The sequence below is a fragment of the Nocardia araoensis NBRC 100135 genome (assembly GCF_000308435.1).
Taxonomy (GTDB): Bacteria; Actinomycetota; Actinomycetes; order Mycobacteriales; family Mycobacteriaceae; genus Nocardia; species Nocardia araoensis.
Genome location: NZ_BAFR01000080.1, coordinates 42,483 through 66,654 on the forward strand (window position 1 = coordinate 42,483; position 24,172 = coordinate 66,654).

The window sequence follows — 24,172 nt, forward strand, 5'->3', positions numbered from 1 at the left end:
TCAGCCTCGATCGGAAAGAAGTGCGGCGCTTTGTCATTGCCGCCTCACCGGACGAGGTGATTGCCGCTGCCACCTCCCTGGATCATGCGCGACCCTGAAACCCTTACAGGCGACGACAACGAACAACTGAACCAGATCCTGGCCCGCTGTCCGGAACTCGCGACCACCCGCCGCCACATCGGCGCGTTCGCGGTCATGATGCGTGACCGGCGCGGTGACCCGCTATCCGAATGGATGGACCAGTCAGCGCCGACGACCTTTCCGCGCTGCATTCGTTCGCGGCCGGCCTCGAGCACGATCTCGCCGCAGTCACTGCCGGGCTCACCCTGCCCTGGAAGCAATGGTCCAACTGTGGGCACCGTGAACAAGGTCAAGGCCCTCAAACAGCAGTGCTTTGTATGATCAAACCTGGACATGCTCCGGAAGCGAGCACTACTCAGCCACAACTGTCCTGCTCGACTGCCGAAATTCGGCGACCCTCGTAATGATCACACTATCTGTGCCAGAACCCATCACCTTGGCAGGCGACAGCAGAAAAGGCGGTTCATACGTGATTGCTTTACAACCGAATCCCGCGGGTTGTCCGGGTGGGGACTAATCGGCACCTGCGGAACGTTGCCTAGATCATGAGAGCTGTTGGTATTTACGAGTTCGGCGGTCCGGAGCAACTGCAGGTTCTCGATCTGTCCGAACCACATCCGGGACCGGGGCAGATTCGAATCCGAGTCCATGCGGCGGGAGTGAACCCCGCAGACACCGTGATCCGTGCGGGTCGGCGTGGCCGACCCGAGTGGGATCCGCCATACGTACTTGGTATGGATGCCGCTGGGGTGATCGACGAGGTAGGCCCCGGCGCGTCATGGCGTGCCGGTGTGCGGGTGATGGTTGCGACTGCCCAGGGCACGATGGCGGTTGGTGGGGGGTCCTATGCGGATTGGGTGGTTGTCGCTGCCGAAGCCGCCGCAGCGATACCGAGCGGCCTGCATTTCACTGATGCCGCAACGTTGCCGATGAACGGCTTGACGGCGCGCGACATCGTCGATCGGCTCGATCTGCAACCGGGGGCGACGATCGCGGTGATCGGTGCTGCCGGTGCCGTTGGTGCATATGTCATCCAGCTCGCGAAGGCCGAGAGATTACGGGTAATTGCCGACGCCGCCGATAACGACGAGGTGCTAGTGCGCTCCTTCGGCGCGGACGAGGTCGTTCGCCGGGGGCCCGAGGTCGCCGAGAGGATCCGCGAGGTCGAACCGAACGGCGTCGACGCGCTGGTGGATGCGGCGGTGCTGGGTGAGGCAGTGGTGCCGGCGATCCGAACCGGTGGCAGACTGGCGGTAGTGCGTCCGTGGGAAGGGCCGGAACCGGGGCGGGGGATCTCGGTGCTGCGGGCTCGGGTGGATCTGCGCCTGACGGATGGTGACGCGCTGGATCGTCTTCGGCAACAGGTTGACAAGGGTGTACTGAGTCCACTCCGGACCCGGGCGATGGCACCGGAGCAGGCTGCAGAAGCGCATCGTTTGCTGGCGGCAGGTGGTCTGAGGGAGCGGCTGATTCTCGACTTCTCGCTCTGAGAACTGGCTTCACCACAGAGAATTTTCGGCACTCGTCCGCTCTTCCCGGCTGTGTTGATGTTCCGAGCAGGGCCTCAAGGGTCTGACTCGGTTTACGCACTCTCTGGCCCCGCTGATAGCAGGCGCACAGCAGACCTGACGTCGGCCAGTGGCTTCAATCGGTGACGCCGTCGTCCAGCACCGGCATTACGAGGTGCGTCTGGGTCGCCTTGGCAGGTAGAGAGACTGCATATCTTGGCCGTGTCGTCGAGGAAGAAGTATCCGGCCGAGTGGCGTGAGCGGGCGGTGCGGATGTTCGTGGAGGTCCATGGCCGGCATTCGTCGGAGTGGTCTGCGATGCGGGCGGTCGCGGAACTGCTGGGAGCCACGCATCCGGAAACGGTCCGGACGCGGGTGTGGCAGGCCGAGATCGACGTCGGTGCCTTCCGGGGCGTCACTTCTGCTGAGTCCGCGGAGCCGAAGCGGTTGTGGCGTGAGAACGCAGAACTCGAGCGCGCCAATGCAATTCTGAAATCGGCGTCGGCGCGATCGAGCGTGCCATTCGGCCAACTCGGCGGCCACGGCGTCGGTGATCTTCGAGATCGTTTCCCGTGAGACGTCGGCGCCGTAGATCTCGGCTAGATGAGTGCGAATTTCCCCAGTCGTCAACCCTTTGACATACAGGCTGACCGCCGCCTCGTCGAACCCGGTGACCCGCCGCGCATGCTCGGGCACCATCCGTGGCCCAAACTCTTCGGCCCGGTCCCGGGGCGCCTCCACGGTGACCGGGCCGATATCGTATGGACGATCGTGCGGCTGGTGCCATTGCGGTGATTGTCAGCCTCCATCTCGGCCGTCACTACACGATCGCCCTTGGCGTATCCGAGATGCTCGGCATCTCCGCTTCCAGAGCGGCCTTCTATGACGCGGCGGGGCACAGCCGTCAACAGACCAGCGGCCCGGTCAACGACAGCTCCTCGCAGCGGGCCTGCTCTACCAGTTCATGCGCGATCCGAACATCCAACCCATCACTAGCAGACCGAGTTGTGTTGTCGTTCACGGTGATCCTCCTCGCAGAAGCGGCGGCAGGCTGCTTCAGCACCTGTTCGGGATCATCACCTCCATCCCCAAAGGTTCCTGACAGACCCGGTGCCGATCGACTGGTACCTGTGGTTCCCGACGGGGTGCGCCGATAGAGAGCGTCAAGTGCCGAGCCAGGTGGACACTTTCGTACCGCGATGGCTACTTGCCGGGTGGTGGCGGCGCCAGCTTCAAGCGGCAGTCTCGGCGCGGCTTGTCTCAAGGCGGGTGCGAGCCACGGCGCGTGCAGCAAGATCAGTTGTGATCCCGCTGCTTTCCGCCAACGTGTACACCTCGGTCAAGATGTCGCCGATCCCGCGGGTGTGTTCTTCGACGGTCTCGCGGCCCCACCCGAGCACCTCCCGGCCGACAAGATGGAATGCCCCACCGGCATTGGCGACGAAGTCTGGGGCGTAGAGGATGCCGCGCTCACGGAGTATGGCCCCTGCGTGGTCGTCGGCGAGGATATTGTTGGCTGCACCGACGACGGCGGAAGCTGGCAGCTCCGCGGCGACATCGGTGCCGATGACCGCTCCCATGGCGCAAGGCGCAAAGATGTCGCATGGTGTCCGCAGAATCTCGTCGACGCCGACGACGGTATATCCGCGTTGCTGCGCCCATGCCATTCGAGCCGGATCGGTGTCGGAGACCAGGAGGCGTGCTCCGGCGTCCGCCGCAAGCCTGGCCACTCCACTGCCGACTGCCCCCAGTCCCTGAATCAGCACACGGAGCCCGTCAAGGGTCCCCAGGCCACGGTAAGCAGCCGTTGCCTTCATCGCCGCCAACACCCCGAGCGACGTGTTGAACGCGCTCGACCCGGCGCCCCCGCGCTCAGGGGAGCGTCCGAAGACGAACTTCGTTGTTTCGCTGAGAGTGTCCATGTCGGCGGAGTTCGTATTGACGTCGGGTCCGGTCCAGTAGTTGCCCTTGAGCTTGTCGATGTTCTCCGCGTGCAGTGTTAGGATCCGGTTCCAGGTGGCCTGATCGATGTCCTTGCGCGGGGCAGGCAAGGCAATGACCGATTTGCCACCCCCCATGGGCAGATTGCTCACAGCCATCTTCAAGGTCATCGCGTCGGCGAGTTTGCCGGCATCAGCGAGGGCGTCTGCGAAGGAGGCATACTGAGCCGCCCGCGTGCCGCCGGCTGCTGGTCCGAGGCTTGTGGAGGAGATGCGGATGACGAACGATGCCCCGGTTTGGGGGTCGTGTCGGGTCGCTGTCAGTTCCCCCTGCCAGCGCAGGGTGTCGTGCAGACTCATGAATCAGCCTTTCGTAGTTGTCGCCACGCAGATGTTGGGTTGTGTCGGGAATCGAAGGGGGATGCTGCCTGCGGAACCGTTACTGATTCGGCATCCGCCGGTGCCCATGAGGCCATTTGGACATCAATGCATGCAAGCTGCCGTTTTCTCAGTTGCCGTGATGCTTCCCGCAGCTTGTGCAGCGCAGGTAACCGAGGAGCGGCGAGACCGAGCGTGGTGATAGAGGCGCCGTGGTCGACGGTGATACTCAACTACGCGGCAACAGTGCCCAAGTTGCCGATCTGCCCGGTGGAGGCCGGCCACGACCCGCAACCTGTGGTCATTCAGGTGCGCGCAAAACAAGGCCATATCGCGGACAACGCGCCCGGCCCACCAAATCGGGAGCGTCTGCGACATCGGGGCCGCAGATGACACGCCCACATCCGGCTGTCTGACCGACGACCACAGTAATGTAACAGCGACAGAAGAGATGTCCATGAGCGAGGCCAGGGGTGTGAGCTGTCCTCGCATGGAGCTGGCAGGTTTGCAGCTGAACTACCTCCTATCAATTAGCCATGCGCGTGAAGTGGGGTCCCTGAGAGGGCAAGCATGGCTTCCCCGAGTGCCTCGTTCTGTGTGGGGTGGGCATGAATGTACAACGCGACGTCGGTGGGAAGTGCCTCCCACCCGACCGCGAGCTGAGCCTCGCCGATCATGTCACCGACACGATCGCCGACCATGTGCACCCCTACTACCGGTCCCGGCGTGCCCACACCCCCGGCCCGGACGACTTTGATACCACCTGTGGTTTTCAGGATCTGGCTTTTACCGTTACCGGCGAGGTCGTAGACCACGGCGGTAACGTCGCCGTACTTCTCACGCGCCGCGTTCTCGGTGAGCCCGACGGATGCGACCTCGGGATGCGAGTACGTCACCCTTGGAATCAGATGCTCGGCCACAGGCACAGGCGCGAGCCCCGCGATCTCTTCGGCCACGAAGATGCCGTGTTGGAACCCCCGGTGCGCGAGTTGAAGCCCGGCAACGATGTCACCGGCCGCATATACCCCGTCGACACCGGTATGTAGGCGCTCGTCGGCGACAACGAACCCACGGTCGAGGGTTATGCCGTGTTCGGCGAGACCATTACCGACCGTGCGAGGTTCACGACCGACGGCGATCAGCAATACAACCGCTTCGAGTGTCTCGCCGCCTTCGAGCTCGACGATGACACCGTCGGCGGACTCCTTCGCTGCCGCGATCTTGGTTCCGACACGGATCGAGATCCCGCTCTTGCGGAGGACCCGGGCGAGTTGTTTCGAGCACCACGGGTCCTCGGCAGGGACGAGACGGGGGAGTGCTTCCACGATGGTGACGTCGGCGCCGAACGAGTTCCACAGGCTGGCGAACTCGACGCCGATGACGCCACCGCCGAGCACGATCGCCGACTCGGGTACGAAGTCGAGATCGAGCGCGTGATCGCTGGTGACGATCCGCTCACCGATCGCGATGCCCGGAATGGTGCGAGCGTGGGACCCGGTGGCCAGGACGATCGAGGTACCGGTGTAGCGGATGCCATCGACAGCGATCGTCCGGTCACCGATGAAGGTGCCGCGGCCTTTTACGGTGGTTATCTTGTGGTGGGCCACCAACCCCTGCAATCCCTTGTACAAGCGGTCGATGGTGCTGTTCTTGTATTCGTGGACCGCCGTGATGTCGACTCCGTCGAACGTCGCCCTGATCCCGAACGACTTGCTGTTTCGTATGTTGTCGGCAATCTCGGCGGCGTGGAGCAGTGCTTTGGTAGGGATACAGCCGCGGTGCAGACAGGTGCCTCCGACCTTGTCGGCCTCAATCAATGTGACGGACAGCCCGAGCTGGGCGGCGCGGAACGCGCAGGAATAGCCGCCGGAGCCGCCGCCGAGGATGAGCACGTCGCTGTGTGTGCCGGTCATCTACAGCCTTCCCAAGGCCGCGATGGGGTTCTCGACATAGTCCGCGAACAGCCGGAGGAATCCGCCGGCGGTGCCGCCGTCGCAGACGCGGTGATCGAAGCTGAGCGAGATCTGGGTGATCTTGCGGATGGTCAGCTCACCGTCGAGCACCCAGGGCCTGTCGATGATGCGGCCGACGCCCAGAATCGCGGCTTCTGGGTGGTTGATGATCGGAGTGCTTCCGTCAACTCCGAAGGTCCCGTAGTTGTTTAAGGTGAATGTGCTGCCGGCCAGCTGTGCCGGCGGAAGTTTGCCGTCGCGAGCGAGCGAAGTGGTCTCCTGTAGCAGCCGCGTGAGCTGGGTGGTCGTGAACGAGTCGGCGTGCTCGATCACCGGAACGACCAGGCCACGCGGAGTCTGGGCCGCGATGCCGAGGTGTACGTGTGCGAACTGGATGATTTCTTCGCGATCGGGGTCGACGGTTGAGTTCAGCTCCGGGAATTGCTGCAGTGCGGCGACGGTCAACCGCGCCAGGAAGGCCAAGAGACTGATTCGCTCGTTTTCGGGTAGAGATGCGTTGATCGTGTGACGGGCTTGCACGAGGTTGGTGGCATCGGCGTCCACCCAGGTGGTGGCATCAGGAATCTCTCGGCGGCTGGTCGAGAGTTTTTCCGCGACGGCCTTGCGCAGGCCTTTGAGCGGAATCCGCCGGGTACCCCGGTTTGCTCGCGCGACTGACCCATTCGAGGAGTCGGCGCCCGCAGGAACCAGTTCGAGATCGGCGCGACGAATGGTGCCGCCGGGACCGGTGGGCGTTACGTGCGCAAGATCGATGTTGTTCTCGCGGGCGAGCTTTCGCACGACGGGCGAGATCACGCGGACCGCGTAGGTGGTGGCCATCGATGTGGGAGGTGAATTTGTGGGCTTCGTTTCTCCTCCCAGTGCGATGGTCGCCGGGGGGCTCGCGGTCGGTCTCGCGCGTCGACGGAGCTTGCGGGTGTCCTCGCTGGTGCCGTAGCCGATGAGGAGATTGCCGGATCCGGCGCGCTCCTCGATCCGGTACTGCTTGTATCCAGCCCGGAGATCGTCTTCTGCTGCGGCGTCGCCGACAGAGCTGACAGTGATTAGAGGTGTGCCGACCTGCAGCGTGGCGCCTTCGTCGCCGTGCAGGGCAACGACGGTGCCCTCGAACGGGATCGGCACGTCGACGACCGCTTTCGCGGTCTCGACCTCGACGACCACCTGGTCGATAGTGACGGTGTCGCCGATCTTGACTTTCCATTCGGCGATGTCGGCTTCGGTCAGGCCCTCACCCAGATCGGGGAGCAGGAATACTTGGTGGCTCATGCGGTCACCGCCCAGCGGGTATCGACAGTGTCGTTCCACTGCAACCGGTCGACAGTGTCGAGGACTCGGTCGACGCCCGGCAGATGCAACCTCTCGAATCTCGGGGCGGGGTAGGGGATGTCGAATCCGCTGACCCGCAGGACCGGAGCTTGCAGGTGGTGGAAGCATCGTTCCTGGACGCGGGCGGCGATCTCGGCACCCACCCCGGCGAATCCTTGTGCTTCTTGAAGCACGATGCAACGTCCGGTCTTACGAACCGACTCCATTACCGTCTCGTCATCGAACGGGACGATCGAGCGCAGGTCGATCACCTCGAGAGAATGGTGATCTTCTTCGGCCTCGGCGGCTTCGAGTGCGACCACGACTGACGGCCCGTAGGCGATCAGAGTTGCGTCGCTGCCTGTCCTGCGCACGGCAGCCTTCCCGATCGGTGACCCGATGGCGAGATCGACGTCTGCTCGGGAAAAGTACAGGCGCTTGGGCTCGAGGAAGATCACCGGGTCCGGGTCGTCGATCGCTCGTCGCAGGAGGGTGTAGGCGTCCTCGACAGTGGAGGGCGCGACCACCTTGAGACCGGGAGTGTGGGCGTAATAGCCCTCGCTGGAATCGCAGTGGTGCTCGACGCCGCCGATACCTCCGGCAAAGGGAATGCGGATGACCATCGGGACAGACAGAGCGCCCTTGGTGCGGTTCCGGATCTTCGCCACATGCGAGACGATCTGCTCGAAGGCCGGATAGGCGAATGCGTCGAACTGCATCTCGACCACGGGCCTGAATCCGGCCATCGCCATGCCGATCGCGAAGCCGATGATGCCGGACTCGGCCAGCGGGGTGTCGAAGCAGCGGTCGTCGCCGAAATCACGAGCGAGCGTGTCGGTTACTCGGAACACGCCGCCGAGTGTGCCGACATCTTCGCCGAAGATTACGACGTTCTTGTCCGCGGTCAGGGCGTCGCGTAGCGCGGCGTTGAGTGCCTGCGCCATGGTGAGTGTGGGCACGATGTCAGTTCTCCTCGGACTCTGCAGCGAGTTCGGCCTGCACCTGCGCCTGCTGCTCGTGCAGCTGTGGGGTGGGCTCGGCAAAGACATACCGGAACAGGTCGAGTGGATCGGCGGGACGGTCGATGTTCATTCCTGACCGTAGCTCCGCGGCAGCTGTTTCGGCCTCGGCAGCGAGTGCGGCGGCGAACGCGTCGTCCATCAGGTCCTTGCCGCGCAGGTAGGTCTCCAAACGTGCAAGGGGGTCGCGCTGTAGCCACTGCTCGACTTCGGAGGAGTCCCGGTACCGGGTGGCGTCGTCGGCATTGGTGTGCGCGTCGATCCGATAGGTGTGGGCCTCGATGATAACGGGCCCGTTGCCCGCGCGGACGAACCGTGCTGCCTCGTCCATCACCGCGAGCATCGCGACAGGGTCGTTGCCGTCGACCTGCTCGGAGCCGATGCCGTAGCCGACACCTTTGTGCGCGAGACTGGGTGCGACGCTCTGTCGCGCGAGGGGGACGCTGATCGCGAATCCGTTGTTCTGTATCAGAAACACGACCGGCGCCTTGAACACGGCTGCGAAGTTCAGAGCTTCATGGAAGTCGCCTTCGCTGGTGGCGCCGTCTCCGCAGAACGCCAGCGCGATCGTGTCGTTGCCATTGCGGTTCTCGCCGTAGGCCAGGCCGGCGGCATGCAGTAGCTGTGTTGCCAGAGGGGTGCACTGCGGGGCGGTGCGGTGAGTGGCGGGGTCGTAGCCGCAGTGCCAGTCACCGGCAAACATGCTGAGGATTTCTACCGGATCGATCCCGCGGGCGGCCAGGGCGACGGAGTCTCGGTAAGTGGGGAACATCCAGTCCGAAGGCTGCAGGCTCATCGCTGCCGCGATCTGGCAGGCCTCCTGTCCACGGGAGGACGGGTACACGGCCAATCGCCCCTGCTTGGTCAGGGCGGTCGCCTGTTGGTCGAACCGCCTCCCGAGCACCATTTTCCGATACATCTCGATGAGCCGGTCATCGTCCGGGCGCGGATACCGTGCCTCACTTTGTTTCGGCTGACCCGCCGCATCCAGGTACTGCACCGCGGTATCCGCCGGGAGGAACTTCCGGTACTGCAGCGCATCGACAGGCTCCACGAGCGTCACATTGCCTCCAAATACATTGTGTCCTGCCGATCCTCGCAAGCAAGCGGCTAAACGACAACGCTATGCGGAAAACGAAGGCAAACGGACTACAATGTCCGAGTACGTGACAGAATGTCTCACTGCCGTGTGAGCGACCACGCCGAGATGGACAGATGGCCACCGACACAAACGACCCTTATGTACTCGATGCGATTGACCGGCAGATAATCCAGGAACTCGTTGACGACAGCAGAATCTCGGTGCGGGCACTCGCAGAGAAAGTGCACATTTCCCGTGCCCACGCCTACGTACGAATCGAGCGACTGCAGAAGGTGGGGGTGATCGAGGGATTCACCACCCGCATCGCCCACGAGCGAGCAGGCTTCGGCGCGTCTGCATTTATTGCGCTCTCAATCCGGCAGGGCTCGTGGAAAGGGGTTGCCAGTCAGTTGAGTGCTCTGCCGTTCGTAGAGCATTTTTCATTGCTGGGTGGTGATTTCGACGTCCTCGTTCTGGTTCGAGCACCGGACAACACCGCACTTCGCAACTTGGTGCTCGAGCGGCTGCATGCTCTGAATGGGGTCCGGTCGACCAAGACGTGGCTGATCTTGGAAGAAGCCAACGGCCCGCGCTCGATATGGGAACCGCGGTGACCGCTGCCGGAGGACAGTGCCGATTTTCCGAAAAAACTCTCCGAGGAAAGGTGGGGCGCGCTGATCGGGTCAGCACAGCGCAACTCGGGTAGGCGGGTGGGGCGGGACCGCTGCCGACGCCGAAAGATAACCGGTACAGGGATTCGGCGGTAGTTCAGGAGGAAGACGACGAGTAGGATTCCGAGCTGGAGTTACAACGTAGGCTCGACGTTCTCATGAAACTTGTGCAGCCGTGGTGATTCGAGACGATTCGTCTCGAGGGAGTGAATAGGCCCGGTGAGGTCGCGCAGGGGCCGGCCGGTGCCGCCACAGCGCGTCGCGATGAACTCTGCCGCGACGCTGATCGCGGTCTCCTCGGGGGTGCGGCCTCTTAGGTCCAAGCCGATCGGACTGTGAAGCCTCGAAACCTGGCTGGCGGCTAGTCCTGCCTCACGTAGTCGAGCCAGGCGGTCGGTATTTGTTTTGCGGGAGCCCATCGCTCCGATGTACGCCACCTCGGGCAGTCGTAGTGCCTCTGCCAGGACGGGCACATCGAACTTGGGGTCGTGGGTGAGGATTGTGATCACTGTTCGGGGATCGATCCGGCCTGCGTCGCGTTCTCGGCGAAGGTAGCGGTGAGGCCAGTCGACAACGACTTCATCTGCCTGGGGAAACCGGGTCTTCGTTGCGAAGACCGGTCGAGCATCGCAGACGGTAACGTGGTACCCGAGTAATCCTCCGACTCTGGTCAACGCGGTCGCGAAATCCGTGGCGCCGAACACGATTAGTCGCGGCCGGGAAACGCAGGTCCAGACAAAGAGACGCATTCCCTCGCCACCCCGGTCACCGTTTGGCCCGTAACTCAGTGTCGCGTTATGACCGGCGGCGAGAATACTCAACACATCGTCCCGAACCATGCCGTCGAGCCGCGTGGACCCGAGCGTTGATACCGTTCGGGCGGGCGTGGCTCCCTTCGACCCGGTGTTCGCGCGGTCGGCTGTCCCGTCGGAGGGGCGTACGACGAGTCGGCGACCAAGTCTCGCGGGGTTCGGGTGCTCGATCACGGTCGCGACCGCGACCGCGCGTCCCACCTCGATGTCGGCGGCAATCGTATCGAGTTCGGGATAGGTCTGGCGGCTGACTCTGTCTACGAAGACGTCGAGGGTGCCACCGCAGGTCAGGCCTACCGCCAGTGCGTCTTCCTCAGAGATCCCATACCGCACGAGGACCGGGGTTCGAGAGTTGACCGCCGCCGACGCCAGGTCGTAGACCGCTCCCTCGACGCAGCCGCCCGACACCGACCCGACCGAGGTTCCGTCGGGTCCGACGATCATCGTGGCTCCTGGCGGAAGAGGAGCGGAGCCGAAGGTCGCGACTACGGTGCCGACGCCGACCACTTCACCGGCATGCCACCAGGAGAGAAGTTGAGGGAGAACATCACGCATTCGTTAGGACCTCCTGTCACCGGCTAATCCGCTGGCGAGTGGCCTCGGCGGTCTTGTCGCTGAGGTGAGTGGGGCGGTTCTGCGTACTGTTTCGCGTGGCAGCGATACCGCGGCCACGACCAGCCCAGCCGAGGTTGACACTCGGTCGACGATGGTCCACGGAGTCGTCGTGGCTACGATCCCGAAGCCACTGGGCAGAGATCAGGACGAACAGGCTGCTGAGGGCGGCCGATCTCATCGCTGTCCTAGCTGGGAAGACCGAGCACATGGCTAATGCCGAGTCCTGATCGACGCGTCGACGTCGGCTTCGGTGAGAATGCCTGTGTCGACCAGTCGGCGGAACAGCTCGGGAAGCCTGCGGTTTCGCCGTGTAGCACTGTCGAGCAGACGCCGGGCAAGGTCGGATCGTCCGGCGCGGGCGTGTACAACCGCAGCCCAGAACGCTGCTTCCGGGTTGGCCCCGAGGAGATGATCCGCGCGGACCAGCCGCTCGGCCGCCGCGACATAGCTATGTGCAGAATGGACTTCACGCGCTCCGAGTACGACACCTTGCGGGGCGAAGACCACTTCGGAGATGGCATCGAACACGTCGTACAGGTCGGCCAGCCGGCCCAACTCGGCGATCGGATAGCTGTGATCGTCCACGCGAAGGTCGCGGATCACGCCGTCCCACGGGTCCTGTGTCGGTTCGGTGCGAACCACACGCAGCGCTGCGGACTGCATCCCGCGGATGTCGCCGCCGGCTGTTTGACCGGACTGTAATGCGGCGAGCAGGCGATGTGTCAGATCGCCGTCCGTAGTTTCGTAGCCGTGGACCATCGCGGCGGCGATGGTATCGCTGTCGAGGGTGTTACCAATCGCGAGGGCGTATGGCGCGTGCGCCTCGCTCAGCGCGGGCACGCACAGCCGACCTGTATGCGTTGCGACGTTCCCGGCGACATCTAGGATGCCGACTTGGCGTGTCTCGCGCCCCGCGTCGGCACCGAGAAGGTGGGTTGAAACTTGTCCCGCGTCCATCCCGGCGCGCATCAGCGCGAGCGCGCGTGGGCCGTACGAGGGATCGGCGAAGGCCTGCGTGGCGACCGCGCCGACGCCGGCCTCGGCCCATGTGACGACTGCGCCGACACCGGGATAGTGCGATTGCGACGCCACGCCGAGCTGACCGGCGATCGGGTCGTAGGCGAGAATCGAGAATGTCATCGCGACCTACGCCCGGGTGGATCCGATTGCTGCATATCAGAACTCGGTTTCGGTGAGGAGCTGTTCGTAGTGCTTGCGGTATTCCTGGGTTTGCGTGAGCGGCATCAGTGGAGCCAGCTTCGCCACGTCGCCGGTCACCTTTATTCGTTTGTCCATGAATGCGGTGGTCGGCGCAAGCTGGCCGCGTAGCATCGCGACGGAATCGTCATAGGAGCAGATCATCGTACATTGCGCGTGGGGGTCGTCTCCAAGTTTCTGCTCGACGGCGCGCCCATCCTGGACATCGGCGTAATATCGGATCTCGCCTCCACCGGGGGCGTCTAGAAGCCGATACTGCACTCGCGCAGAGGCACCGGGGCGTGAGGTAAATGCTTGTTGCAACTCACACTGTCGATCCAGCCACTCTTGAGACGCATATTTCATCGGATGGTCCTCTCGTTATATGGTTGCCGACGGATCGGTGATCCGCCGATCGCGTTCCAGCTCTTCGAGCAGTCGTTCGGCGGTGATCGGCACCGAGTCCGTGACCTGGCTGTCGTGTCCGAGTGCGTCACGGATGGCATTGGCGATTACGGCCGCGATCGGGATCACGCCACTCTCGCCGACTCCTTTCGCACCATTGAGCGAGAACGGTGACGGCGTTTCTGTGTGCACCAGTTCGATATCGGGAACATTGGCGGCCAGTGGGGGGAAGTAGTCCCACAGAGACTGGACGGCGGGGTGACCGTCTTCCGTGTACGGCAGGTGCTCGAATAATGTGGCCCCGATACCTTGCGCTACGCCGCCGCGTATCTGCGCGGCAACGATCTTTGGGTTGAGTTGCCGGCCGCAGTCGTGTCCGAAGACGAGGCGTTGTACGTCGACTGCACCCGTGTCGGTGGAAACCTCGACCACAGCTGCGACCGTTCCATAGGAGAAAGCGAATGCGTTCGGATCGTAGCTGTAGGAAGTCTCGAGTCCGGGCTCCATGCCTGCAGGCAGATCTGTGGCTCGGTAAGCGGCGGCCGCAAGCTGCGTAATACTGAGGGTATTGCCGGAGTCGTCCCTGAATCCGTCGCCGATGTCGTGCACGGCGGCGGTATCCTCGACGCCGAGAAGGTGTGTCGCAAGCGCGCGAAGCCGGTTTCGCATCTGACGCGCGGCCGTCATCACTGCCGAGCCCGCGACTCCCGCTCCGCGGCTTCCGCCACTGCCATAGCCGGTGTATGGGCAGGCCAAGGTGTCTCCCCAGACGAGCGAGACGCGAGCAGCGGGAACGCCGATTTCTTCGGCAGCGATCTGAATGAGAACGAGGTCGAGGCCCTGCCCCATCGGCATCTGTCCGGTGAGCACCGTCACTTGGCCCGAGTCGTCGATCCGGACCACGGCGCGGTCATGACCAGGATTGGAAATTCCCATCATTGCCGATGTCAGCGACGGCCCGAAGTTGGTTGCCTCGACGTAGCTGGCTATCCCGACGCCGATCAGTCGCCCGCCTGCGCGTGCGTCGGCGGCCGTTGCACGTGTGCGCGGCCAGTCGATTCGATCGGAAACTTTGTCGAGCAGCTGTCGGTAGTCGCCACTGTCGAGACACAGCATGGCTGGTGTCCAATGGGGTAGCTCGTGGGGCTGCAGCATGTTGCGGCGGCGGATCTCGACCGGGTCGAGATCAAGGCGCCGCGCTCCTTCGTCGAGAGCGCGTTCGATCGCGAACGTGGCTTCCGGCATGCCGAAGCCCCGGTAGGCGCCGATTGGAGTCTTATTGGTGACGACACCTACCAGTTCGGAGAGCGCATCGGCAATTCGATACGGGCCGAACACCATGGCCGCGGTCACTATGCCAGTACCGAGTCCGACCATGTAAGGCGTTGCGCCGCAGTCCAATAGCACCTGTGCGCGCAGTCCGCTGATTGTTCCATCGCTCGCTAGGCCCAGCTCGATGTCGACGGTCGCGCCGCGCCCATGGACTGTGGCGACAAAAGATTCGGCGCGACTTTCGATCCAGCGAACCGGGCGCCGCACCGCCCGAGCGGCGAATGCGACCAGCGTCTCCTCTACGTACGCACATGCCTTGGTGCCGAATGCGCCGCCGATGTCGCCGCACAGCACGCGCACCTCATGGGGCGCGATCTGCAGGGTGTGGGCAAGCGAAGCGCGGACCTGGTGGGGTGACTGGGTCGAGGTGGTCAGGGTGAGCGCTTGCCCGTCGCTGGTCCATTCGGCCCGGACCCCTCGCGTCTCCAGTGGTAACCCGGCAACCCGATCGTGGCCATATCGGCCGCGGACAACGAGGGCGGCAGCGTCGAGCGCGGCTTCCAGGTCGCCGGCCTCGAACCGAGTCCGGCCGAAGACGTTGTCCGGCCAGTCGTCATATAAGCGCGGTCCATCCGGGTCGGGTTGGATCGATACCGGTAGTGGGTCGTACTGCACGGCGACTAACTCGGCGGCGTCCTCGGCGAGGTAGGGGTCGTCGGCCACGACGGCAGCGATCGGCTCGCCGACGTAGCGGACACGGTCGCCGGCCAAACTCCAGGTCGGTGCGCTCGCTTGAATCGGCGCGTTCCACATCATCTGCATCGGAGAGGTGGCCGGACGGATATCGGAGCCGGTCAGTACCATTTGCACACCTGGTGCCGACCGTGCAGGGTCGGCGTCGACGGTGATCTTGGCGTGTGGTTGCCGGGACCGGACGACAACTAGGTGGAGATCGCCGGTGGAGGCATTGTCGGCCAAGTAGCGGGCGTCGCCGGTGAGCAGCCGCGCACGGTGGTTACGTTCGGTCGTGCCTGGGGCGGTCATCGCATCCCCTTCACCCGGTCCGCGATACAGGCGGTTGCCGCGGCCACGATAGGCGCGTATCCGGTGCAGCGGCAAAGAACTCCGGCAAGCCGATCTTGTATGTCTTCCGGTGTCAGTCGCGCCCCGTCGTCGATTTCGGCGAGCAACTCTTCGATCAAAACCACGACACCGGAGGTACAGAAGCCGCACTGGAAGGCGCCGTGTTCGAGCAGTGTCGTTTGAACTGCCGACAGCTCGCCAGTCGCGGATAGTCCTTCGACGGTGGTTATTTCGGCGCCGTCGACCTGCACTGCTAGGATTAGGCACGAGCGGGCCGAAGTACCGTTTACCAGAACAGTGCAGCTGCCGCAGACGCCCTCGCCGCATCCGACGTGTGTTCCGGTGAGTCCGGCGCGTTCCCTGATGAAGTCGGACAGTGAGTACCGCGCGGCGACAGCGGCGCATACTGGACGACCGTTGATGTGAACAGTAATCGGTTGTGTCTCGTGTATCATCGGCTCTCCTCGCGGTACCGGTGCAACAGCCGAGTCAGTACGCGTACCGTCAGGCGAACGCGATGATCGGCGCTGGCCCGCAGGTCGTCGTCGAAACGCAATACTTGCTGAAGGGTGTGCGATGCGCTGGCGATCGACTTGTCGCTGAGGTCATCGAGTATCGACGCGGGAATTGGACTCGGTATCCGCCCCGCGCCGCCGACCACAAGCCGTGGTACGGCATCTACGCGGCGGCGTCCGAGCAAGGCAACGCTGATCAGGGGCGTATCCCCGCGTCCGCGGAGCGAGACCGATTCAAAGTACCCGATGGTATGTAAGGGCGGACGTGCAAAGGTCACGTCGGTAAGGAGTTCATCGGCCCGCAGCGCCGTCGTATACGGTCCGCGGAAGAAGTCGGTCACCGGGATGTGCCTCGCGCCAGCGGTCGACACAGCGGTGAGTTCACCGCCGAGCGCGACCAGGCACACGCCGAGCTGTGCTCCCGGATCCGCATGTGCCAGACTGCCGACAACCGTGCCGCGGTTGCGCGTGGACACCGACCCGATCCGAGGCAATGCCTGCCGAAGGAGGTCGTAGCCGGCGAGTTCGGCGCTCCCTTCAAGTCTGCGCTGGACGACGGCAGCTCCCACCCGCAGGCCCTCACCGGTCGACGTCAGCTGTTGCAGTGCAGCGATTCTGGTGATGTCGACGAGATGTTCCGGCCGGGCGAGCCGCCGGATGATCTGTGGCATGATGCTCATTCCGCCGGCGAGCAGGCGGGTGCAACGCGAGCCGCCGGAAAGTTCGGTGCAAGCCTGCGCCACGGTGGTCGGCGCACTGTAGCCGAAGTCGACAGGATGCATAGATTTCAGCCCTCAGCCACGGAAACGTCCGCCTCGGCTACATCCAGATGCTCATCAATCCGGTCGGCAACCGTGCCGGGGTCCTCTACATGTGCCATATGGCCTCGACCGGGGAGGATCTCGTGATGCCCGCGGAGAGCTCGCGCGAGTGCCGCACCGAGTGCCGGGGGGCAGGTCTGGTCGTATTCGCCCGTCAGAACCAGGGTCGGCGCCTGGACGGAAGCGGCGGCCGCAGACACGTCAGCGGTGAGCGCATCCCGCATGATTCCTTCGATCGTGTCGATGTCACGTAGCGCAGCCAACTGCACAGTTTCGTCGATGACTGCACGATCGGTGCCGGGCGCGAAGCTGGCCTCGGCAACCATTTCGAAGAAGGCGGCGGGACCCAGCCTGCGTAGCTCTGCAGCGATCTGATCGACGTCGGCGATACCAGCCAGACTCAGCGCCCCACCCACAATCGTGAGAGACCGCACTTGGACTCGTCGCTGCGCCGCCACGGTGATCACGGCCCCGCCACCGAACGAAGCACCGACGAGATGCACCTCGCCCAAGGCGAAGTGATCGAGCACGGTCATGATGTCCTCGGCATAGGTCTGCGCGTCATAGCGGCACCACGGTGCTGAACCTCCATGCCCGCTCAAATCTATGGCGAGGACCGGCCGATCCGACAGCAGTTCCATGACATGTGACCAGTCTCGTGCGGCGCCGTTGATGCCATGTATCAAGACCACTGGGGTTCGGGCGGCACCCGCGGAGCGTCGCAGCAACACGGACAACTCGCCGCCCGGTCTGGGCACCATAACCCGCGCGGCGTTTTTAACCTGCTTGAAGCACGCGGACATCAGTGCCCGCCCATCTGATTGGGCACGTGAGTCGAGAAGTGCACATGCACGAGTTGCCACATTCCATTGTCGCGGCGCCAGATCTCGGTACCACGCATCCCGGCGTTGAAACTGCCGAGATTGCCGAAATCCGCCCGGTAGTGGTTGAGATAGGTCACCCATGCGCAGTCGCCGACCACATGCACATGCTCGTCTCGCAGTTCCGAGCTCATCGCCTCACCGGCCATGATCGACGCGAGCATGTCCCACAGCTGCGCAATATGATCCACTCCGGTGTAGATTGACCCGTTGAGGTTGAACCAGATCATCTCGTCCGGGCCCGACACGACTCGATTCCGCAAATACGTGGAGTCGAGGGGACCGTTGGCGTCGACAAATTCCCTATGGAGGCGCAGAATCTCCTGAGTATCCGTGTCGAGCATGCTGGCAGCGTCGGTCATATCCTCATTCCGTTCGTTCTCTAGGAGAGACTGGAGCCGAGCGTCGGCCGGCTCGCGGCCATTGCTCGGACGAGTTCGGGAATCTGCTCCGTCGGCGCGAACAATGCGACCGCGAGCTCATCGATTCCGGTTTCGGCATATCGGCCCAATGCCTCCCCGATGCCGTCTGGAGGGCACACCATTGCAACTGCATCGATCACGTCGGGAGTGAACACAGGCATCGCCGCGAACGGGCCGCCCTCGCCGACAGCCCTCACGAGTGCCCCATCTGGAATAGCGCCCGCAGCCAGGTACTCCGTGGTCGCCGGGTCGAAGGTGGACAGCAAGGCAGCTACCTGACTCCGGGCCTTGCTCATATCGTCGGTGATGAACGCGGCAACGAGGCTCGTGATTCGGAAACTCGCACGATCACGGCCGGACTCAGCCAAGGTAGTTTCCACACGCTGAACCGTCTGCGCCAAATACTTACGCGAACTGCCAGCGCTGAGGCAGACCCCGTCGGCGTGCCGCGCCGCTGCTTCCACCATGCGCGGCCGGATGGCCATGATGTCCAGCGGTGGGGGTCCCGCCAGGGGGTTCATCTTGAACTGCGTGAAACCAAAATCGCCGTAGTCTGCATTCAAGTCACCGCCCGCGAGCGCCGTGCGAAGAGCCTGGTGCAATGCGATCGTCTCCTGGACCGGTCGACGTGGGCGTTTGCCGAGCTTCGCGATCATCTCCGGCACACCGGTTCCGACAGCCGCTCGGACTCGGCCAGGGGCGATCTCGGCCAATGAGGCGAGCTCCATAGCCGCCACCCCTGGATGCCGACCAGCTGTACTGACGCCCATCAGCGCGAGTTCCAGGCGCTCGGTCTCTCGTAAGTAGACGGTCGCGGGCACGATCGCATCGTGGTTGCAGATGTGCTCGGCATACCAGATGCCGTCGAGACCGCACTCGTCGGCCGCGTGGATCGCTGGAAGGTTCGCCAAAATGGAACCAAAACCGGTGTATGCCAGGCTGATCCGCATCATCTACCTCTTCTTTGGCTGATTGCCTAGTCGGGGCCAGCTTCGCTTGGAACCCCTCGATTGCGGACAACCATAGGTGGTGTGTGACATCATGTCAAACATATAGAAACACTGATCGTGCGACACCAAGTGATAGGATGCGGTTTGGAGCGCTCCGCAAGGTGCGCCAGGAGTTCGATTCGGCAGCCACTCGAACGAGAGGGAAAAGATCTTGGTTACGCGACAGCACGAGCTGAGCGCCCGTCGCCGCGCCCAACGACGAGACGCGCGTCGACGGTTGCTCGACGCGGCGCAGGAGCTGCTCGAGGACCGAAGCTGGTCAGAAATCTCGCTCGAGGAGATCGCCGCCACCGCAGAGGTAGCCCGGACAGCCTTCTACCGATACTTCGAAGACCGTCAGCAGCTGCTGAATGCGATACTCGATGATGTCGGTCTGGAACTGGAGCACGTCGCGGTGAATTGGTGGCAGGACTCCGGCGACAGCATCACGGATCTGCGGCGCAGCTTGGCAGGGCTCACCAAGATCTTCGCCGAACACGGCCGGCTCTTGCAGGCCATCTCCGATACCGCTCGCTACGATCCCGATATGGGGCGGCGCTACCAAGCCCTCGCCGATCGCCTGATCGCCGCGACTACCGAACGCATTGAAAAGGATATCGAGCAGGGCGCTAGCCGGGTCAGCGAACCCCGCGAGGTGGCAGCGGCTCTTATCTGGATGAACGAGCGCTACCTGCTGGCGTCCTTCGGCCGCGCACCGTTGTCCGATCCAGACGTGGTCACCCGAGCGCTCGCTGTGATATGGGTCGGCGCACTTTACGGCCCCGATGTGGTGTGAAGACTATGAACGAGCGGCTTATTGTCCGTGGAGGTAGCGTTTTCGATCCGTTGTCGGGTAGCGCTAGTACCGCCGATGTAGCAATCGAAGGCCAGCGCATCGTCGACGTCGGCCTGGGCATTGATGGCGACTACGAGATCGACGCGGCTGGTTGCCTGGTCGTGCCTGGATTCATCGACTGCCATGTCCACGTAACCCTGGACGAGATCAATGTTCTCCGATTGATCGAGGAACCGTTCTCGTTACGGTTCTTCAGAGCAGCGCGCAACCTCTCACGCACACTGCGAGCAGGTGTTACCACCGTACGGGATGCCGCCGGGGCCGATCTCGGTGTCAAACGCGCGATTTCGTCCGGTCTCATATCCGGGCCGGACATGCAGATCGCGATCGGGATCATCAGTCAAACAGGCGGACACGCCGACGAATGGATGGCATCCGGCGGGTGCGTCCACGCACTCTGGCCGTCGCATCCAGGAACGCCGGCTACCACCGTCGCCGATGGCGTCGACGAGGTCCGGCGAACGGTCCGCGAACTGGTGCGAGCCGGAGCAGATGTCATCAAAGTCGCCACCAGTGGCGGCGTGACCAGCCCACGCAGTGACCCGCGAATGGCACACTTTCGCGACGACGAACTCGACGCACTTCTCACCGAGACCTCCGCAGCGGGTCTGTCGGTCATGGCTCACGCACAAGGCACGGCCGGTATCAAGAACGCCGTACGCGCTGGCGTTCGCTCGATCGAACATGGTGTCTATCTCGATGAGGAAGCGGTCGAAATGATGGCCGCACGAGGGACATGGCTGGTTCCGACTCTTTCAGCTCCGGATGCGTTGCTCCGCCAAGCCCGGCACAGCACCACACTCACCGAAGCGACTCGCGAGAAGATCACCGACGTACTCGAGGCGCACCTAGCATCGGTGCAGCTTGCCCGCGACGCCGGCGTCATGATCGCGATGGGCACTGATGCCGGTATCGCCCCCCATGGACAGAACTTGCGTGAACTCGAGCTGCTATGCGAAACCGGTCTCACACCCACCGAGTCGCTGCGTGCGGCGACGAGTTCCGCCGCCCGTCTTCTCGGTGCGGCAGACGAGATCGGCGAAGTCGCCGCGGGTAAGCTCGCGAACCTGGTTCTCCTGCAAGGCACCGAAATATCGGTGCAGGACCTCGCAAGCCGTGTGCACACAGTTATCCACCGAGGCACAGTTATCGTCGGCAGTACCGATTCAGGGTGTGTACGACTTCAGCGCAACCCGGATTGATGTGGTCAGACCGCGTTGAACGGCCACAGTTTCACCCAGTCTCCGGTGTGCTTGAGGCCGAGGAGTAAGTCCGCTCGATCCGGCGCTAAGGAGTTGCCGGAGATAGTGACATGGTCCTGTGAGGTGACTCGGGACACTATCTGCGATGGCGGGTTGGAGTTGGTCCGACGAGTCGGGTTCAGATACGCCGACTCCAGTGGGTGGTGCGCGGTCGGCAGATGCGGTGCGGATCTACCTGGTGACGATCACAGTGCGTAACATGCGGGCGACGTACGCGGCGGCGTTCGATCGGTTGGTGGCCGATTCAGGGGTGAATACGGATGTGTCCCTCCTGGATCAGGAGCCGGATCGGTCGATCGGTTGGCCCATGTTCGTGTGGGGTGGCAAGTCAGCGAAGACGTTGAGTATCCGGTTGACCGCGCTGGCGTCGGCGTGCGGGTATGGCGGGCGCAGGGCTGGTTGGTCGGGGGAGCCGTTGGCGCGCTCACGGGCGCGGCCCGCGCCGCCGGTTGCAGACAAGGCTTTGAGCACGGAACTGGCCGGCCAGATCCGAGGATCGGATACGCCGCTACGGGAGCCTTGCTGTAGTACATGTTCTACGAATCTTCGGCGTGTGCCGAGGAGATGCTGATGCTGGATGTGCTTGATCTCGACACGGCGTACCGGTGTGCGGTGGTGACCCGCAAGGGGGGCGCGGGAGGTAACCGCGTGGCAGATCGGCATCGCGCGGTTGTTGCCTCGGATGGTGGGCGGCCGCAAGTCCAGTCCATTGTTCCTCACTGACCGTAAGGCCCGCCCATCGGTAGCCAGCAATGGCGTCGACCCGACCACTGGAGGGCGCGGCCGTGTAACCGCCGCGCCGCTGAGCTGTTCGAGGACCACACCGCCCGCTACCACGGTGGACCACACGAAGCTGTCGGGGCAAACCCGGTGCGAAGCTTCGCCGCGCGTCGGCTGCCCGGACGGGGGATCCAGGCAGGAAAACCGTGCTCGAACTGCGGCTGCGCGTTGAAAGGGTATTTGGTGAGGGGCTTTTCCACTGATGAGCTCAGTGCGCTTTTGCGACGGTTACGGGATGACTTGGAAGAGTTGCTCAGTCGCCGGCTTGGTCGCAGCTTGCACGACAGGTATCGCGGCGACGCTGATGAGTTGCGCCATGCGATGCGCAAGCACGGAGACGCGGACGAGCACGGTGGGCAGCAGATCGCGGCGAGCGCGCGTGAGGTGGAACGGTCATCACACCTCGTCGAGGACGCTCACGATGGTCAGGAGCTTCCCGAGGGGATGCAGGGTCTGCTGGCAGGTATCCGGGCCACCGGTGTGGACGGGGAGACCACGGCTCGGGTCGAGCGGGCGGTGCTGAAGAAGTACTCCGAACAGCGTCGGGTGCGCGAGACCAATCTGGGGCGGGAGTTTCTCAACAACAAGTCCCGCGAGCTTCGCGAGCGGGGCGAGTCCGCGGACGCGGCTGACGCATCGGCGCGGCGCCAGGTGGATGAGTATCTGGCTGGGGAGCGGGCTCAAAAGTTGATCATCCGTGACGCGACGGCTCGTACCACCGAGTGGGCGGACAAGATCGGGCTCACCCCGGTGTTGCGTGAGGTCGGCTCCTCGCCCAGGAGGATCGGGCCACGGCACGTCGATGACCTGCTCGAACGCTTTGCAACGCAGAGTGAGCGGGCCGAGCAGCTGCCCAAAGGGTTGAAGCAAGCTGTGGCTCTGATCGAAAACAGTGGCGCTGATCCGCGTGCGGTCGCCGATGCCAAGAGTCTGCTGCACGATCGATACCACGATTACCGGCAGCAGCCGATGGCCAACACCTACCGCGAGACGCTGCTGGAACAACGGGCCGAATTCGCCCGGCACGGATTCCCGCCACATGTGGCAGACCGGCTCGCCGAGCGTCAAACCGAAGCGTTCACCGAGACGGCGAAGGCTCAACGGATGATCGACAGCGTCGCGGCGAACAACACCAGCCAATGGTTCAACAAGATGCAGGCAGCAGCTGAGCGCGACGGTGTCAGCATCGCCGACCGGCTCGCCGCGACACACCGGTACGAGCAACAGCCGCTGTCGGGACCGGAACTCCGCGCGGCCGGTGAAAAGCTCACAGCCATGCACGAGCGCCTGGATGCGACCCAGCAACGCCTGAACACGCTGTTGGACAGGTCACCGGAGTTGGCGGAGAAAGGAGCCGACCGCTGGCAGGCGGGGATCGACGCCCACCGCGACATCGTCACCCGGTTCTCGGACAGGGTGGCGACCCGCACGGCGGCAGGTGACCCGGTCACCCGGCGCATGATCAACGATGCCGCCCTGCAAGGACCCGAGGCGGGAATTCGTGGATACGAGGGTGAGATCCGGATGGCGCAGAAACTAGACAACATCCACGATCTGGGCCCGCTCGTCGATGTCAGTACACCGACCGGCGCCCGGATGGCCAGCGAGGTCGACATCGTCACCGACGAGGGCCGCGTCTGGCACGAAGTCAAGACCAACGACCCCGACTCTCAACGCTCTCACCAGAAGGACCTGGAAGCACAAGCCCGCAGACAACTGGCCATCTCCCACACGAACCCCGAGTACTGGGTAGACGGTAAACCACCAGAACTGAAGATGCACTTCATGAACGGTGTGCACCCCACCGTCAAATCCCGAATCGAAGCCCTCCGGATCGAAGACGAGAACGGACACATCGTTGACGACCACCGCATCGAAGTCATCGACGAGTCATGACCACAGAAATCTCAGAATGACTCTCAGCGCGTCCGCCCGAGGACGAGTACGCCCCTCGCCACCGAGATAGCCTGCTCAATCGTTGTCGTGGGCGTCAGGATCGCGCAGTGGCCGCTGGGTGCCACCGAGGTCGAATACCCGCCCCGCCGATTTGGCCCTGCTGCCGATGACCGACGAGGAGATCCACGCCCGTCGAGCAACTGGCCACCGACCCCGCCCTGGCGGGTCACGTCGCCCTGGCCGCTGAGAACGCCGCCCGCACAGGCGCCATTCGCAGCCTGAAACTCGCCGACGTCGACCTGGCCAACCGGCGCATCACCCTCGCCGAACGGCGTCAACGCCTCGGTGATCTCGGTCACCGCGCCATCCGCCTCTGGCTCGACCACCGCCGCACCACCTGGCCGACCACC

General features: G+C 63.7%; 21 protein-coding genes and 3 pseudogenes. 7 read left to right on the forward strand and 17 right to left on the reverse strand.

Features of this window, described 5'->3' with window-relative positions:
• Positions 1-84: 84 nt before the first annotated feature.
• The 3 genes and pseudogenes from ON21_RS38335 to ON21_RS39975 form a co-directional block, all read left to right on the forward strand.
• Entirely contained in the window at positions 85-402 is a 318-nt protein-coding gene (locus tag ON21_RS38335) for a hypothetical protein (protein ID WP_157170788.1), read from the forward strand.
• Between the two features lie 224 nt (positions 403-626).
• Entirely contained in the window at positions 627-1,571 is a 945-nt protein-coding gene (locus ON21_RS10725) for an NADP-dependent oxidoreductase (protein ID WP_039797577.1), read from the forward strand.
• A 291-nt stretch (positions 1,572-1,862) separates the two neighbouring features.
• Positions 1,863-2,096, forward strand: a pseudogene (locus tag ON21_RS39975) (IS3-like element IS987 family transposase); the annotation flags it as partial.
• A gap of 48 nt (positions 2,097-2,144) precedes the next feature.
• Here the strand turns inward: ON21_RS39975 and ON21_RS40960 are convergent.
• The 6 genes and pseudogenes from ON21_RS40960 to pdhA form a co-directional block, all read right to left on the reverse strand.
• Positions 2,145-2,288, reverse strand: a pseudogene (locus tag ON21_RS40960) (transposase); the annotation flags it as partial.
• A gap of 533 nt (positions 2,289-2,821) precedes the next feature.
• Positions 2,822-3,889 carry a Glu/Leu/Phe/Val dehydrogenase family protein gene (locus ON21_RS10735; protein WP_039797578.1) on the reverse strand — a complete coding sequence of 356 codons (1,068 nt, stop codon included), beginning with the start codon at positions 3,887-3,889 and terminating at the stop codon, positions 2,822-2,824.
• 548 nt (positions 3,890-4,437) lie between these two features.
• Complete coding sequence (gene lpdA / locus ON21_RS10740) at positions 4,438-5,820, reverse strand: dihydrolipoyl dehydrogenase (RefSeq protein ID WP_039797579.1); 1,383 nt, start codon at positions 5,818-5,820, stop codon at positions 4,438-4,440.
• Entirely contained in the window at positions 5,821-7,146 is a 1,326-nt protein-coding gene (locus tag ON21_RS10745) for a dihydrolipoamide acetyltransferase family protein (RefSeq protein WP_039797580.1), read from the reverse strand.
• The gene (locus ON21_RS10750) at positions 7,143-8,144 is read right to left on the reverse strand and encodes an alpha-ketoacid dehydrogenase subunit beta (RefSeq protein WP_039797581.1); all 1,002 of its coding nucleotides are present in this window, start codon (positions 8,142-8,144) and stop codon (positions 7,143-7,145) included. The genes ON21_RS10745 and ON21_RS10750 overlap by 4 nt, the downstream gene beginning before the upstream one ends.
• A gap of 4 nt (positions 8,145-8,148) precedes the next feature.
• Complete coding sequence (gene pdhA, locus ON21_RS10755; RefSeq protein ID WP_039797582.1) at positions 8,149-9,267, reverse strand: pyruvate dehydrogenase (acetyl-transferring) E1 component subunit alpha; 1,119 nt, start codon at positions 9,265-9,267, stop codon at positions 8,149-8,151.
• A 152-nt stretch (positions 9,268-9,419) separates the two neighbouring features.
• Between pdhA and ON21_RS10760 the strand changes: the two genes are divergently transcribed.
• Positions 9,420-9,899 (forward strand): Lrp/AsnC family transcriptional regulator, encoded by a 480-nt coding sequence (locus tag ON21_RS10760; protein ID WP_039797584.1) that lies wholly within the window; start codon positions 9,420-9,422, stop codon positions 9,897-9,899.
• 191 nt (positions 9,900-10,090) lie between these two features.
• On the opposite strand, the gene ON21_RS10765 is transcribed toward ON21_RS10760, so the two are convergent.
• From ON21_RS10765 to ON21_RS10805, 10 genes and pseudogenes are all read right to left on the reverse strand, one after another.
• Positions 10,091-11,323 (reverse strand): XdhC family protein, encoded by a 1,233-nt coding sequence (locus ON21_RS10765; RefSeq protein WP_039797586.1) that lies wholly within the window; start codon positions 11,321-11,323, stop codon positions 10,091-10,093.
• Between the two features lie 270 nt (positions 11,324-11,593).
• Complete coding sequence (locus tag ON21_RS10770) at positions 11,594-12,523, reverse strand: DUF1028 domain-containing protein (RefSeq protein ID WP_051020666.1); 930 nt, start codon at positions 12,521-12,523, stop codon at positions 11,594-11,596.
• Positions 12,524-12,559: 36 nt separating this feature from the next.
• Positions 12,560-12,946 carry an SCP2 sterol-binding domain-containing protein gene (locus ON21_RS36930; RefSeq protein WP_083880540.1) on the reverse strand — a complete coding sequence of 129 codons (387 nt, stop codon included), beginning with the start codon at positions 12,944-12,946 and terminating at the stop codon, positions 12,560-12,562.
• Between the two features lie 15 nt (positions 12,947-12,961).
• Entirely contained in the window at positions 12,962-15,301 is a 2,340-nt protein-coding gene (locus tag ON21_RS10780) for a xanthine dehydrogenase family protein molybdopterin-binding subunit (protein WP_051020667.1), read from the reverse strand.
• Positions 15,298-15,591 (reverse strand): (2Fe-2S)-binding protein, encoded by a 294-nt coding sequence (locus tag ON21_RS40965; protein WP_373281124.1) that lies wholly within the window; start codon positions 15,589-15,591, stop codon positions 15,298-15,300. Before ON21_RS40965 ends, ON21_RS10780 begins: the two co-directional genes overlap by 4 nt.
• A gap of 36 nt (positions 15,592-15,627) precedes the next feature.
• Positions 15,628-15,795 (reverse strand): annotated as a pseudogene (locus ON21_RS40970) (2Fe-2S iron-sulfur cluster-binding protein); the annotation flags it as partial.
• Positions 15,792-16,637 carry an FAD binding domain-containing protein gene (locus tag ON21_RS10790; RefSeq protein ID WP_051020668.1) on the reverse strand — a complete coding sequence of 282 codons (846 nt, stop codon included), beginning with the start codon at positions 16,635-16,637 and terminating at the stop codon, positions 15,792-15,794. The gene ON21_RS10790 and the pseudogene ON21_RS40970, both read right to left, overlap by 4 nt.
• Before the next feature lie 5 nt (positions 16,638-16,642).
• The gene (locus ON21_RS10795) at positions 16,643-17,479 is read right to left on the reverse strand and encodes an alpha/beta fold hydrolase (RefSeq protein ID WP_039797589.1); all 837 of its coding nucleotides are present in this window, start codon (positions 17,477-17,479) and stop codon (positions 16,643-16,645) included.
• Positions 17,479-17,919, reverse strand: coding sequence for a YybH family protein (locus ON21_RS35760; protein ID WP_051020669.1), 441 nt, complete (start codon positions 17,917-17,919; stop codon positions 17,479-17,481). The genes ON21_RS10795 and ON21_RS35760 overlap by 1 nt, the downstream gene beginning before the upstream one ends.
• Before the next feature lie 20 nt (positions 17,920-17,939).
• Entirely contained in the window at positions 17,940-18,932 is a 993-nt protein-coding gene (locus ON21_RS10805; protein ID WP_039797590.1) for an LLM class flavin-dependent oxidoreductase, read from the reverse strand.
• A gap of 208 nt (positions 18,933-19,140) precedes the next feature.
• Between ON21_RS10805 and ON21_RS10810 the strand changes: the two genes are divergently transcribed.
• The 3 genes from ON21_RS10810 to ON21_RS38350 all read left to right on the forward strand — a co-directional run bounded on the left by ON21_RS10810 (position 19,141) and on the right by ON21_RS38350 (position 23,762).
• Positions 19,141-19,764, forward strand: a complete 624-nt coding sequence (locus ON21_RS10810; protein ID WP_169332687.1) for a TetR/AcrR family transcriptional regulator — start codon at positions 19,141-19,143, stop codon at positions 19,762-19,764.
• A 5-nt stretch (positions 19,765-19,769) separates the two neighbouring features.
• Positions 19,770-21,026 (forward strand): metal-dependent hydrolase family protein, encoded by a 1,257-nt coding sequence (locus ON21_RS10815; protein WP_051020670.1) that lies wholly within the window; start codon positions 19,770-19,772, stop codon positions 21,024-21,026.
• A 1,080-nt stretch (positions 21,027-22,106) separates the two neighbouring features.
• Entirely contained in the window at positions 22,107-23,762 is a 1,656-nt protein-coding gene (locus tag ON21_RS38350; protein ID WP_157170790.1) for a DUF1308 domain-containing protein, read from the forward strand.
• Positions 23,763-23,785: 23 nt separating this feature from the next.
• Here the strand turns inward: ON21_RS38350 and ON21_RS10825 are convergent.
• Positions 23,786-24,172, reverse strand: a 387-nt coding sequence (locus ON21_RS10825; protein WP_218004062.1) for a hypothetical protein, incomplete at its 5' end; no start/stop codon positions are given.

Bases quoted from the DNA above. Each gene is read 5' to 3' on its own strand.
- ON21_RS38335 (WP_157170788.1), top strand. From the start codon at position 85: ATGCGCGACCCTGAAACCCTTACAGGCGACGACAACGAACAACTGAAC.
- ON21_RS10725 (WP_039797577.1), top strand. From the start codon at position 627: ATGAGAGCTGTTGGTATTTACGAGTTCGGCGGTCCGGAGCAACTGCAG.
- ON21_RS10735 (WP_039797578.1), bottom strand. From the start codon at position 3,889: ATGAGTCTGCACGACACCCTGCGCTGGCAGGGGGAACTGACAGCGACC.
- lpdA (WP_039797579.1), bottom strand. From the start codon at position 5,820: ATGACCGGCACACACAGCGACGTGCTCATCCTCGGCGGCGGCTCCGGC.
- ON21_RS10745 (WP_039797580.1), bottom strand. From the start codon at position 7,146: ATGAGCCACCAAGTATTCCTGCTCCCCGATCTGGGTGAGGGCCTGACC.
- ON21_RS10760 (WP_039797584.1), top strand. From the start codon at position 9,420: ATGGCCACCGACACAAACGACCCTTATGTACTCGATGCGATTGACCGG.
- ON21_RS10765 (WP_039797586.1), bottom strand. From the start codon at position 11,323: ATGCGTGATGTTCTCCCTCAACTTCTCTCCTGGTGGCATGCCGGTGAA.
- ON21_RS10770 (WP_051020666.1), bottom strand. From the start codon at position 12,523: ATGACATTCTCGATTCTCGCCTACGACCCGATCGCCGGTCAGCTCGGC.
- ON21_RS36930 (WP_083880540.1), bottom strand. From the start codon at position 12,946: ATGAAATATGCGTCTCAAGAGTGGCTGGATCGACAGTGTGAGTTGCAA.
- ON21_RS10780 (WP_051020667.1), bottom strand. From the start codon at position 15,301: ATGACCGCCCCAGGCACGACCGAACGTAACCACCGTGCGCGGCTGCTC.
- ON21_RS10790 (WP_051020668.1), bottom strand. From the start codon at position 16,637: ATGCATCCTGTCGACTTCGGCTACAGTGCGCCGACCACCGTGGCGCAG.
- ON21_RS10795 (WP_039797589.1), bottom strand. From the start codon at position 17,479: ATGTCCGCGTGCTTCAAGCAGGTTAAAAACGCCGCGCGGGTTATGGTG.
- ON21_RS35760 (WP_051020669.1), bottom strand. From the start codon at position 17,919: ATGACCGACGCTGCCAGCATGCTCGACACGGATACTCAGGAGATTCTG.
- ON21_RS10805 (WP_039797590.1), bottom strand. From the start codon at position 18,932: ATGATGCGGATCAGCCTGGCATACACCGGTTTTGGTTCCATTTTGGCG.
- ON21_RS10815 (WP_051020670.1), top strand. From the start codon at position 19,770: ATGAACGAGCGGCTTATTGTCCGTGGAGGTAGCGTTTTCGATCCGTTG.